The organism is Virgibacillus ainsalahensis, from assembly GCF_055380755.1.
Genome location: NZ_AP043943.1, coordinates 3,634,986 through 3,647,893 on the forward strand (window position 1 = coordinate 3,634,986; position 12,908 = coordinate 3,647,893).

Annotated in this window: 11 protein-coding genes and 1 riboswitch; of the genes, 3 read left to right on the forward strand and 8 right to left on the reverse strand. The window is 41.1% G+C overall.

Features of this window, described 5'->3' with window-relative positions; translation table 11 throughout:
* The first annotated feature begins 43 nt into the window (after positions 1 to 43).
* On the forward strand, positions 44 to 1,498 hold the full coding sequence (locus tag ACZ427_RS18060; protein WP_461177441.1) for an Msr family ABC-F type ribosomal protection protein: 1,455 nt from the start codon (positions 44 to 46) through the stop codon (positions 1,496 to 1,498).
* A 1,053-nt stretch (positions 1,499 to 2,551) separates the two neighbouring features.
* On the opposite strand, the gene ACZ427_RS18065 is transcribed toward ACZ427_RS18060, so the two are convergent.
* Together ACZ427_RS18065 and ACZ427_RS18070 are read right to left on the reverse strand one after the other, a co-directional pair.
* Positions 2,552 to 3,055, reverse strand: a complete 504-nt coding sequence (locus ACZ427_RS18065; RefSeq protein WP_461177440.1) for a ferritin — start codon at positions 3,053 to 3,055, stop codon at positions 2,552 to 2,554.
* A 125-nt stretch (positions 3,056 to 3,180) separates the two neighbouring features.
* A complete protein-coding gene (locus tag ACZ427_RS18070) occupies positions 3,181 to 3,639 on the reverse strand; it encodes an OsmC family protein (RefSeq protein ID WP_461177439.1) in 459 nt (152 codons plus the stop codon).
* Between the two features lie 84 nt (positions 3,640 to 3,723).
* Positions 3,724 to 3,847: riboswitch (SAM riboswitch) on the reverse strand.
* A gap of 197 nt (positions 3,848 to 4,044) precedes the next feature.
* Between ACZ427_RS18070 and ACZ427_RS18075 the strand changes: the two genes are divergently transcribed.
* Together ACZ427_RS18075 and ACZ427_RS18080 are read left to right on the forward strand one after the other, a co-directional pair.
* On the forward strand, positions 4,045 to 4,344 hold the full coding sequence (locus tag ACZ427_RS18075; RefSeq protein WP_464883477.1) for a DJ-1/PfpI family protein: 300 nt from the start codon (positions 4,045 to 4,047) through the stop codon (positions 4,342 to 4,344).
* Between the two features lie 133 nt (positions 4,345 to 4,477).
* Positions 4,478 to 5,014: a DinB family protein gene (locus tag ACZ427_RS18080; protein ID WP_464883478.1), complete on the forward strand. Its 537-nt coding sequence runs from the start codon at positions 4,478 to 4,480 to the stop codon at positions 5,012 to 5,014.
* A gap of 42 nt (positions 5,015 to 5,056) precedes the next feature.
* Here the strand turns inward: ACZ427_RS18080 and ACZ427_RS18085 are convergent, their stop codons facing one another.
* The 6 genes from ACZ427_RS18085 to ACZ427_RS18110 form a co-directional block, all read right to left on the reverse strand.
* Entirely contained in the window at positions 5,057 to 6,457 is a 1,401-nt protein-coding gene (locus ACZ427_RS18085; RefSeq protein WP_461177436.1) for a purine-cytosine permease family protein, read from the reverse strand.
* Positions 6,458 to 7,289: 832 nt separating this feature from the next.
* Positions 7,290 to 9,227, reverse strand: coding sequence for an ABC transporter permease (locus ACZ427_RS18090; protein WP_461177435.1), 1,938 nt, complete (start codon positions 9,225 to 9,227; stop codon positions 7,290 to 7,292).
* On the reverse strand, positions 9,217 to 9,975 hold the full coding sequence (locus ACZ427_RS18095) for an ABC transporter ATP-binding protein (protein ID WP_461177434.1): 759 nt from the start codon (positions 9,973 to 9,975) through the stop codon (positions 9,217 to 9,219). Before ACZ427_RS18095 ends, ACZ427_RS18090 begins: the two co-directional genes overlap by 11 nt.
* 103 nt (positions 9,976 to 10,078) lie before the next feature.
* A complete protein-coding gene (locus tag ACZ427_RS18100) occupies positions 10,079 to 11,083 on the reverse strand; it encodes a sensor histidine kinase (RefSeq protein ID WP_461177433.1) in 1,005 nt (334 codons plus the stop codon).
* On the reverse strand, positions 11,080 to 11,769 hold the full coding sequence (locus tag ACZ427_RS18105) for a response regulator transcription factor (RefSeq protein WP_461177432.1): 690 nt from the start codon (positions 11,767 to 11,769) through the stop codon (positions 11,080 to 11,082). The genes ACZ427_RS18100 and ACZ427_RS18105 overlap by 4 nt, the downstream gene beginning before the upstream one ends.
* Before the next feature lie 92 nt (positions 11,770 to 11,861).
* The gene (locus ACZ427_RS18110; protein ID WP_464883590.1) at positions 11,862 to 12,743 is read right to left on the reverse strand and encodes a putative RNA methyltransferase; all 882 of its coding nucleotides are present in this window, start codon (positions 12,741 to 12,743) and stop codon (positions 11,862 to 11,864) included.
* Between the last annotated feature and the right edge of the window lie 165 nt (positions 12,744 to 12,908).

The window sequence follows — 12,908 nt, forward strand, 5'->3', positions numbered from 1 at the left end:
TGGCTATCGATACGAAATAACCAAATTTCGGGAGGTAGCAAAGATGGAACAAATATGTTTTGAATTAGAAAATGTTGAAGTTAACTATTTAGATAAAAAGGTATTAGAAATTGAACGTTTAGCAGTACATCAATTTGACCGTATCGGTATCGTTGGAAAAAATGGAGCAGGGAAAAGTACGCTATTAAAGCTACTTGCAGGTACGGTTCAACCGTCACATGGAAAAGTGAGTCGTCACGTGGATTTCGGTTATTTTGAACAAGTGGAGGCGCCAAAAGCCCGTGAGGCTGATCCTGAGTTACTGGGAAAATTGCATGTCTCAGACGATGCGGATGGATTAAGTGGTGGTGAGCAAACAAGACTGAAGCTTGCACAATTGTTTACACACTACTACGAAGCTTTATTCATTGATGAACCGACTACACACCTGGATCAGAGTGGTATATCGTTTTTATGTGATGAACTGATGTATTACTATGGTGCACTGCTGCTTATCAGTCATGATCGCGCTGTGCTGGATGAACTTGTTACAACAATTTGGGAAGTGGACGGGGGAAAAGTAAACGTATATACCGGAAATTACAGTGAATACATGGCCCAGAAGCAATTGGAGGTTCAGCAGCAAAACCAGGAACATGAACAATATTTGAAAGAAAAGAGCCGACTGGAAAAAGCGGCGCAAGAAAAGATGAAAAAAGCGGATAAAATAGCTAAGTCTTCTTCGATGTCGAAAAAAGAATCGAAAACAAAAGCAAATCGTATGTTTGAGACGAAATCGAAAGGCACGAGCCAAAAAGCGATACAGCGTGCGGCAAAAGCAGTTGAACATCGAATGGAGAAACTGGAGGAAGTTGAAGCTGTAAAAGAAGAAAGATCCATTGTGTTTCACCAGTCAAAAGCATTGGAATTGCATAACAAATTTCCAATTATGGCAGACAGACTAACACTGTGTGTCAAGGGAAAAGTGTTATTGGATGATGTAAGTTTCCAAATGCCGTTGGGTAAAAAAATAGCGATTAACGGCAGCAACGGCAGTGGGAAAAGTACGTTGTTCCATCATATTGTGAACAACGGGTCCGGCTTAAGCCTTTCACCAAAAGCAAAGATAGGTTACTTCCGTCAAATGAGCTATCAATTTACCAGTGATGAAACGGTGCTGCAATTTGTGAAAAACCGCTCTGCATATGATGAAGGATTTCTGCGAAGTGTTTTGCATTCCATGATGTTTGTCGGAACAGATATACAAAAAAGCGTGAAGTCATTAAGTGGTGGAGAAGCAACCCGTCTACAACTTTGCAAACTTTTCTTAGGGGAATATAACATTTTACTGTTAGACGAACCGACTAATTTCTTAGACATCCGTGCTATTGAAGCACTGGAACGCTTTATCACTTCCTATAAAGGAACCATTCTGTTTGTATCACATGATAAAAAATTTATAGAAAATGTAGCAGATCTGCAATTTCAAATCGCTAATAAAAAGATGTTGCAAATGTAAATGAACAAGTTAAATAGCATACCAAATCGCATAGTGATTGGTATGCTATTTTTCGTTGATATACAATCATTATGACAGCTCTCCTTCGTTCGGTCGTTCATTCACCTGATAAGTGCCCGAAAGCCGGCTCTTTCTCCTCGTTCAGTCGTTCATCCCCCTGATGAGTGCCCGAATGACAGCTTTTCTTCTTCGTTCAGTCGTTCATCCCCCTGATAAGTGCCCGAAAGCCGGTTCTTCCTCTTCGTTCAGTCGTTCATCCCCATGATGAGTGCCCGAATGACGGCCCTTTCTCTTCGTTCGGTTGTTCATCCTCTTGATGAGTGCCCGAATGACAGCTTTTCATCTTCGTTCAGTCGTTCATCCCCATGATGAGTGACCGAATGACAGCTCTTTTTCTTCGTTCAGTCGTTCATCCCCTTGATGAGTGCCCGAATGCCAGCTCTTCTTCTTCGTTCTGTCGTTCATCCCCATGATGAGTGACCGAATGACAGCTCTTTTTCTTCGTTCAGTCGTTCATCCCCATGATGAGTGCCCGAATGACAGCTTTTCATCTTCGTTCAGTCGTTCATCCCCTTGATGAGTGCCCGAATGTCGGTTCTTTTTCTTCGTTCGGTTGTTCATCCTCTTGATGAGTGCCCGAATGACAGCTTTTCATCTTCGTTCAGTCGTTCATCCCCATGATAAGTGCCCGAATGTCGGTTCTTTTTCTTCGTTCGGTTGTTCATCCTCTTGATAAGTGCCCGAATGACAGCTTTTCTTCTTCGTTCAGTCGTTCATCCCCCTGATGAGTGCCCGAATGACAGCTTTTCATCTTCGTTCTGTCGTTCATCCCCCTGATGAGTGCCCGAATGACAGCTCTTCTTCTTCGTTCAGTCGTTCATCCCCATGATGAGTGACCGAATGACAGCTTTTCTTCTTCGTTCAGTCGTTCATCCCCCCGATGAGTCCCGATTCCTGGAGAATGTTAATTGAATCAATAACCATAGGTATTTTTACAGATCAATAGAAAACTGCACCCGGATTTGGAGTGCAGTTTTCTATTGATCTATCCAATTAATCTTCTTCGTCAAACTCCCGCTTGGCAAGCTGCTGTTCATAGATAAACAGTGCATTATTATCATCTTTGATACGCTCCATATAGTCAATATGCGTTTCAAACATGGACTCTTCTTCAACCTGTTCATCCAGGAACCATCTGACAAAGGATAATGTCATATGTTCCTTCTCATCCATTGCAATATCTGATATTTCATAGAATGATTTTGTTACTTCTCTTTCCTGTTCTCGGCCTTTTTTGAACGTATCCAGAACGGAACCATAATCATTTTTCGGTGCAGGAAGTGCTTTAAACTTCGCATGAATCCCACGATCGTTCAAGTAATTGTAAATTTTCATGCCGTGGTAACGCTCTTCCTTCGCCTGCTGGATAAAGAAATTAGCAAAACCATCATAGCTGTTCGTTTCACAGTAGGATGCCATCGCCATGTACTCATGGGATGCTGCAAACTCGTTGTTCATTTGGTTAATTAATGCTTCTTGTAACTTATTTGACAACATAGAAATCATCCTCCTTTGTGAGTTAATTATAACACTATTCGTGGTTACATAATAAAGAAAGATGCATTCTGTTTTATTCAATAGATTGAGATCATCTGCTTTTCATGAATCGGCGCGCTCTTTGTTTATTTTTGCCCAACCGGATTCTCGATCACTACCCCTCCAGATACAACTTCTACTGTGTTGGCGATGGTATCACCGACAGGGCAGTGTTTTTCGATGAATGCAACAAACTCATTCACTTTCTCCTCGGGTGCATCTGTCTCGATGTGGTAGGTATAGCGGATGGTGGAAAAGCCCGGGCGGACATCACTTTTGCCAAGGAATCCGTCAAGATCTATGTCACCTTCCAGCTCCACGGAAAATGCGTTCAGATTGATATCGAATTTTTCCGCATAGGTACGGGCGACAATGGACTGGCATGCGCCGAGTCCGGAAAGTAGCACCTCCACTGGATTCATGCCTTTGTCGGTTCCACCAAGATTTGCCGGCTCATCAATGGTCAGTTTGTGGCCCCTTGCTTCTGTCTCCACCAATACATTTTCTTTGAGTGTTGCATTTGCCTTAACTGTTTGTACAGCCATTTATAATCCGCTCCTTTATTATTATTTACACAAAAGCCCTTCTCCATGAAGGGGAAGGGCGGTAATCTTAGACATCACGTCCCCTTCCCATCTTCGGAATGCATTCATTCCTCTGAAATTGGCACCGTGTTTTAAAAGGGGAAAATCCCTTCTAAGACCGGTTGCCGAGAGCTCATCGGGTCAGTCCCTCCCTCTCTCTGGATAAGAAGTAGCTATTTATGTAATTGTCATTAATCTTATCAGAATTAGTAGAATAGTCAAGCGATTTTTGCATGAAATTTATTTCAGTGTAATAGCAGAGTTGTTAAATAAGCAGGAATGTGGTCAATAGCGTAGAAATAGTTATATACATAGGAGGAGTAGCAATGCAGGAGTTTTAAATCAAAGGGAAAGATAAAAGATTGGATGATGAAACATAAAACGATTGAATATATCTGTTCCGTCTGCACCGGAGCGTACATATTAGGTGAAACTGGATTATTAGATGGAAAGAAAGCTACTACCCACCACTCAGCGTTGAAAATTGTACAAGAAAAGTATCCTCATATTCGCGTTTTATCCGATAGTAAAGTTGTGCATGATGGTAACTTCATTTCTTCCGGCGGGGTCTCTTCAGGAATTAATATGGCACTCTACCTTGTAGAGCAAATAATGGGGAAAGCAACTGCTGAGAGAACAGCTAAAACGATTGAATTTGTGCAATAAATATTTTCATGAACGGGGCAGGTAATTGCGGAATAAGGCATTGAATTGTAAGTCGTAGATAAACAGATTTCACAAGGAGAACGAAATATCCATTATAGGTTTAGAAGGTGAATATCCCTTGAAAAGTGAGCAGATGCAATTTTATTTTCAGCTGGTAGAAGACCAACGTAATGATTTTTTTCGGTACATAGATGAAAAGGTGGAGGACGCATGGGAACGTCCACTAACGGATAAATGGTCGATTGGCGAGACAGTCTATCATCTCGTGCTTATGGTAAGGTTAGTGCGAAGGGTTTCCATTTTTTATCTTCCAGTGATGCAGCCTTATGCACATCTACGCAAGAAACGTCCGTATCAAACAAAGAGTCATAATATTTATGAGGAATACAAGCAAACGAAGAAACGACCAATGAAAGCGCCTTTTCTGTTAATACCGCCAAATAATCTGAGTCAGAAATACCACTTCACAGAGGTTTGGCAGCTGCTCAACACCGAAACAGCCAAATTGAAGGAAAAAGTTGCTGCTATCGATGAACGTGTGGCCGGCCAAATTCGCTATCCCGACCCGATTGCCCACTACCCAAACGTCATTCAAAGCATTCACTTAGTAGCAATCCATGAACAACACCATTTCGATTTAGCAGTAAAATATGATCAGAATCAAAAATAATAAAAACAAAACCCTCTACTCACACGAGTAGAGGGTTTATTTTTATGCGATATAATCTTGTTTGTGAACATCAGGGTTTTCTTTTATGATATAGAATTTACCTTTTGTTGTAATTGCAAGGACTACGGTAAGAATCGCTGCAAGTATTGCTGCAAAGAATGCGGCAGTACTTTGCAGGAACGTACCCATATAGCCTAATGCAGCAATTGTTCCTAAACCACTGGCTATCAATAATGATGCAACACCAACAGGGTTCCACTTATGCAGGTTTTCCTGTTTGGCTTCATAATAGCCTGGGCCAATCTTAAGAATTCGCTTGACGATGACCGCATCTGTTACTAGAATAGCAGCCCATGTCATCAAAAAGACCCCTTGGAATGTCATTGCCATTTCCAGATGATTCACGATGCCACCAAGCATTAAGACAATCGCAGAGATACCTGTAATAACTACCCAGAAACGTCTGCCCGGTGTAAATTTAAAGATGTTTTCAAAAAAGGAAGACAGGGAAAGAGAACCACTGTAGATGTTGGTAATATTGATTCTTACCTGTGTGATCATTGTAAATAAAACACCCCAGATACCTAGCAGTAGTACGATGTATACACCAGGATTCGGTTCTCCCAGGCGAACACCAAACCAGATACCAAGACCTCCCATCACACCAAAACAGAAGATTTGCGGAATAAAGCCAATGGCAAAGATGCCAAATTTCGTATCTTTCGGTTTAAGAAAACGGGCATAATCAGAAGCGAGCAACGGTGTCAGTCCCATGATCCCGTGCTGCATCCCGATACAAAGCAATAGCGCTGTACCACCTACTTGAACCCCTTCTGGCATATAGGTCCAGAAGCTACCTTCATAGAGGGAAGGTGTCATTGAGGCCATTACGATTGCTGCAATTAAAAAAACGCCGAACAAAGGCAGCGACCATTTTTGCAGTTTATCCAATTGCTTGATCCCAAACCAGTTTAACGGAATGACGAGTGATCCAAAGAAAATAATTAACGCCCATTGTGGGATAACTGGGAAGAATTCGTGGACGGCAGTGACTAATATCATGCCTTCCAGCGCACAATACATAATAAAATTCGTGGCATAGATAAATGAGGTTAGAGACGCTCCAATATAGCCAAATCCGCCACCACGGGATAGTAAGTTTACGTTCATCCCCGATTTTGCAGATAGATATGCAATAAATGTTCCCAATATGCCGGCAACAACAATTGCGTATATAGCTGATATAATTGCGTTAATTGCACCAAACTGTAGTGCCATTACACTACCCATTTGGAAGTAGAAAATTGCCGTTGCAATTCCGAACGTAATATTGGTAATACTTAGCCATCCCATATTTCTCTTGTCACGCGGCACCCTGTCGAGTGAATAGTCATCCCCTGACGCTTCATTGTTTGTGTGACCTGTAGTCTGATTAGATGCCATGAATATCAACTCCTTATCTTGTATAGTTTTTCACATGAAAGCGCAACTTTTTTAATATATCAATAAGAGCAAAAATATACAAATGCCGATATGGCGCTTTTTTTGGCGAATAAACTAAATAAATGGCTATATCTACTCAATACTGCGTCCATCTTAATAATGATACATAATACTGACAATTCTCGTTATTTAGGCAAAGATTTTTATGAAGATTGTTGTTGCTTAAACCGCAGCCTGATACACTTCGCGGACCTCGAGGGGGGGGCGACACGTACCTGCTATGTTCTTTAATTCACTCTGCGGGATCCTCAACTGTTGCTTTTCCAACGGTCCTCCGCTCCAATCAACCATCATAAAAGTGCATAACTATTAAGTGACTTAAATCAAGCAATGAATAAATACTATAAGTTGCAAAGCATCTTACCAGCGGAGGAAATACACGAAGACTCCAGCGGGAAAGTGAAGACGATGAGACCCCGCAGTGAGCGTTTTTTGCGAGCGAGGAGGCTCAGCGCGAGCCCTAAGGTGCGCGAAGTGTATTTCCGTAGCGGTATGTAACGGCGCACATTATATCTTTTGTGTCAAAAAACAACGAATCCTTTCGGTGGGGCAAGTAACCGCAGTCCCAAATCTTTTCGGTGGGAAGCGTAATCGCAGTCCCAAGTTTTTTAGAAAACAGCTTTCTGGTTAAATTAGCTGTTTTCATACAATGGTGGCGGCATGCTATACGCCTCCATGTTGGTTTCTTAAAAGTCCGGTAGAGATACCATTCAAAACCAGAATCAAAAAGCTCCAGTGCTTTCTGAGCAGCTGGAGCTTTGTTTTTTCACTATTAAAGTGCTTCTTTGATAACCCGCTTATAATAGAGTACAGAGAGTATCCCGAAAATGGAATACAATGCGGTGTACACGAGCATCACAAGAATCATCGGTGTCCATAGTTCTGTCCCGAACAGGAACCACCCGGATTTTACAGCAAAGTAACTATGAGATAATCCAATTATTAAGGGGATCCCGAAGTTGAATAACTGCTTGGCTTGAATACCACGTAACAGGTCACCACGTGTGAAACCAAGCTTTCTTAAAATCGTATAATTTGACCGCTCATTCTCACTTTCGTCCATTTGTTTGAAGTAAAGAATACAACCGGATGTAATGAGGAAAGCAAGGCCTAGGAATCCAACAATAAACATGTACAGACCCATATTCATCTTTTGGGAGTTGCTTGCTTCAAGCCGTGAACTATTGCCATATTCAAAATCAAATCCCTGAAAAATCTCATTCGCTTCTTTCATATCTGTATGTTTATCCATATCAATCCCGATATACACCGTGGATTCTCTCTGGATAGATGGATCTATATCCTGTCTTAGTTTTTCGTAGGTTGATTCGTCTACAATAGCGACCGGAAGACCATATGTGAAATAGCTATGGAGAATGGAAGCATCATCCAATCCCAAATAATTTTGTTCGATGGTTTCATTATTTCCTTTTAATTCAATTTGGCCGTCTTCTTTAAAGGACATCATCTGTTGCATTGCCTGGTTGTAGCCGGCGAAAAGGATGTCGTTAGAGGCTACGTCAAAACCTTCCACATCTTCATCACTCACAACAGCAAGATCCATGATACTAGGATCGAATTGTACATTTTCCATTTTCTTCTCCAGTATTTGTGATACGTCTGCTTCCACCTGGATCACATCAATACGGGTTTCATTGTATGGGATTTGATTGTCCGCTAGAGCATTTGTAAATGCTTCAGCATCATCTGTGTTAATCATTGAAAAGTGATTGGGCACAGATTGTTCAGCGGTTTTTTCTGTCGAGTAATAGGTGATATAGCTTAAAGATAACAATCCAATTGCAAGTGCCGATACGGTTGTAATTATGGTTAGTAACATCGCATTGGACTTCATTCGAAACATAAGGGATGAGAGTGACAGCACATCGTTAAGATTCAAATAGCCATCTTTCTTTTTGCGGATTAAATGAAAGATGAAGCTGACTGATCCCTTATAGAATAGATAGGTTCCAATGATGACAGAGCCTAATATCCCAAGCATCGCGAGGTATAATTTTATCATTCCGGTAAAGTCACCACTGAATAATTTGGTGGAAACAAAATAGCCTAAAGCAATTAGCCCAATGCCAAAAATGCCAATAATCATCTCAAACAGGGACATTTTCTTCACTTTTATTTCTGTTGTAGAAACGGCTTTGAATAAGGATAATATACTCTGTTTTTTTATAAATATAAAATTCATTATCATAATGAAAAGATAAATGACTGCAAAAACAATCAGGGTCTGAATCAGCGCTTCGGATGAAAAACGTAAAGCGGCGATGGCTTCTACACCCGTGATTCTAAATAGTACCATAATGGTCAATCTTGACACGGAAAATCCGAGAAAGATCCCGATGATGAGGGACCCGAAATACAGGATGGCGTTTTCCGCAGCGATAATTTGAAAAATCTTTCCCTTAGTCATCCCGATTAATTGAAATAAGCCAATTTCCTTACTGCGGCGTTTAATAAAGATGTTATTTGCATAGAAAAGAAACACGGCAACAATGGCAACAAGTAAAACAGACCCTGTTCGAATGGCTGCAGCTCCTTTGATAGACCCTTTCGCTTCGTCCATGGATGGATCATACTGCAGGGTAACAAAGGCAAAATAAAGGGCGACACTAAAGATCAGGGCAAACACATACAGGTAATAATTCCGGATATTCTTCTTCAGGCTGCGGTAAATAAGATGATTAATGCTCATCCTGTACCCCTCCCAGTACACCTTGTGTTTTGATGATGTCTTTGAAGAAGGTTTGTCGGGATTCTTCCCCCTTATTCAGCTGTGAATACATCTGCCCATCCTTGATAAAGATGACCCGTGAGGAATAGCTTGCCGCAGCGGGGTCATGTGTAACCATCACAATGGTTGCCTGCCGTTTCTGATTTAAGTCCCGAAGCTTGTTTAATAAATCAGAAGCGGATTTAGAATCCAGTGCACCGGTCGGCTCATCAGCAAAAATAATACTAGGGTCATGAATAAATGCCCGTGCTGCAGATGTGCGCTGTTTTTGCCCGCCGGATATTTCATTCGGATACTTATCCTTTATATCGTTAATACCAAGTTCTGTGGCAATGGACTGAAAGGTGCGGTCTGCCTCTTTTTTGGATACTTTCTTAATGGATAATGGTAAAAGAATATTTTCTTTAACCGTCAATGTATCCAAAAGATTATATTCCTGAAAAATAAAGCCTAAATGATGCTTTCTGAATTCGGCTAACTTTTTCTCTTTCATCCCGGTAAATTCTTTTCCCTCAATGCTGATGGTTCCTTGACTGACTTTATCAATGGAAGAGAGGACGTTAAGCAAGGTGGTTTTTCCGGAGCCGGATGCCCCCATGATGCTTAAGAACTCCCCTTTTTGTACGTTAACGTCAATACCCTTTAATACTTCCTGTTTATTAAATTTATTTCCATAGCTTTTATGGATCTTATTTGCTTCCAGTATCATGTTTCATAATCACTCCTTTTTCCTGATAGTTTTATCATATAAGATGCCACGTCTCATTTCCTTCGATTCATCGAACAAATAAGAGAAGCATGTGACGTTTTTGTCACATGCTTGTGAGATGCACAAAGTCATTCTTTTTTGGAAAGGTAAGGATGAACGTAGTGCCTTCCCCTAATTTCGAGTCTACTTCGATATCAATCATTAAGGGCCGCGCTACTTTTCTTGTTAAGTAAAGTCCCATTCCGGTTGCTGCGTTGTCCTGGTGTTTGGTCGTGGAGGTAAAACCCTTCTCAAAGATACGTGAGATGTCTTTTGGGTCAATGCCACGGCCGGAATCGGTGATTTGAAGCTTAGTCTGAGCATCCGCTACATAGCTTTTAATGATGATATCCGATGATTCACTGTATTTCACGGCATTTGTCAGTAGCTGCCTGGTCATAAAGGCAAGCCATTTGGCGTCTGTTTGTACTTCTGTAACCTCAAGTGACACATCAAAGCCAATCCCTTTTTGCATGCACCATGAACGGAGTGCTTTAATTTCGGTATAGATCAGGTCTTCCAATGCCGCTTTTTCGATATATAGATCATTTTTTATAAAAGGAATGCGCTTATGGTGCAGCTGCTGATCGAGCAATAGGTGAACACGAAGCCATTCATACATGAGCTGCGATTTTAATGTACGGTCATCAACCCGCTCAATCATCAATTTTATTGTTGTGATCGGTGTTTTCACTTCATGGATCCAGGACGTCAGGTCATCCTGTTCCTCTTCGATATTTTGCAGATGTTCGGCCGCTTCTTTTCTGTATTGTTCTGTTTGAGTTGTAACACTTTCCTCGATGATCTTTTCAAAAGGGCTCTCTGCTTCGGATATACTTGTCAGATCAGAGGTTTTATCCCATGCATCCATACTTTTATAGAATCTCGTTTCTTTGTTGTAACGGATAATGAAAAAGATAATAAAAACAAGGCTATTTAAAAAGACGATATAGGCAATAGGCGCTAATGGGATGGAGGCGTCGATAGAGGAGACAAGGATGATGACAAGCTGTGTGAACAAAAAGAGCAGGATCCAGCTTTTTCTTTCCATAATATAGGCTTTGATCATGTTTGTTCCTCTTCCAGTGCGATATACCCTTGCCCGACTTTTGTTTTAATATGGTGTCCGAGGCCGATTTCTTCCAGGCGTTTACGCAGGCGATTAACATTGACGGTTAGCGTATTATCGCTGACAAAACGTTCATCATCCCATAATCTCTCCATTAATTCGGTCCGGCTGACGATTTTGTTTTTCTGTTCGATTAACACGTTTAATATATACATTTCATTTTTGGTGAGTTCAATGGAGCCTGTATCATTGGCCACCGTGTTTTTCTGGTAATCAATGGTGGCACCGGACCATGTTTTTAATTCAATGTTATCGATATTATAATTATAGACACGGCGCAGGGTGGCTTGTATCTTCGCAATGAGCACATCAAAATGAAATGGCTTCTGTATAAAGTCATCTGCACCAAGCTGCATGGACATGACCATATCTGTCGGGTGATCCCGGGAGGATAGGAAGATAATCGGCACATTCGAATGGGACCGGATCAACCTGCACCAGTGGAAGCCGTCAAATTTAGGAAGCTGGATATCAATGATTACCAAATCCGGCTTCACTTCAGTAAATTCCTGAATGACTTTACCGAAATCATTGATTCCGTATATCTCATACGACCATTGGGCCAGCCTTTCCCTGATTTCATTAAAAAGGCTTGCATCGTCTTCGATTAACATAATTTTAAACATGGTAGTCACCACACTTTCATTCTACGTCCATTGTACCTTAAAAACCTTTTCGTCCGCTAGATATATTCCGCAATCGTTTAGAGTGAGGGGAGTTAGCTCGTTTTCATCCCGATTAGGAGCTCTAAATCGACCGTTATTTCACCTGGGCTGTCTTTCAAGAAGGATTGGAGTTTTTCTTCCGGGATATTCCATGTTAATGGGGTCATCCGCACCAGAGATTTAATTGATGAGTGATCCAGCTGTTTGGTATAGGTCAGTCTTTTATGATCGACGACGTCAAAATTCTCCTCGAACCGGTTAACGATGTCCTCATTTGAGTATGTCTGTTTTTCACTTTTTTCAAAAAAGGCTTCTCTCAATTCTTTTAAATAGCCGCTTTGCGGGACTACTTTCATAACGAAACCCTCATCCTTTAGCAGTCGATGAAATTCATCGTAATTGGAGGGCGAAAGGATGTTGAGTATGACGTTAAACTGCTGATCCTTAAAAGGTGTATTTGCAAGGTCGGCAACAGCCCAGATCCGCTCGGCATAATTTTTGGCAGCGACAAAGACGCCCTCTTTGGCAATATCAATCCCTGCACCGGTTGCTGTCTGATTAAATTGTGCCTTTAATGTATTACAGACATTGGACAGGTGTGATCCTTCGCCGCATCCTGTATCAATTAGTGATATATTTTCCTCCCCGGCAGAACGGTGATGGATAATCTCAGCAATTGACTGGCTAAGTTCCTCAAAAAGCCCAACCTCTGCTATTACCTTCCTTCTCTCCTCGAAAAGCTCTTTGCTGTATTTTGATTTCATGGACTGTGTCATTAAATTGAGGTAGCCCTGTTTGGTGAAATCAAAGCTATGATGATTGGCACATTGTAAGCTTTTTAAATTTCCGACATGCATTGACGAGCCACAGACAGGGCATTTAAACATGGATTCAAATTTGCTTACATAGATGGCACTATTCATCTTTTTGGTCATTTTTGGCAAAAGAACACCTCCTGCATCTTTGTTTATCTTATTTAAATTATGTAGTTTCATTGTTGCTTTCATTCAATTTTCTAATGCTTTACTGGCTCTTCACCAAAATCTATGGTTGATAAACTAGGTGTAATTATGAATTATAGTGATCGCTACGGAAAAACA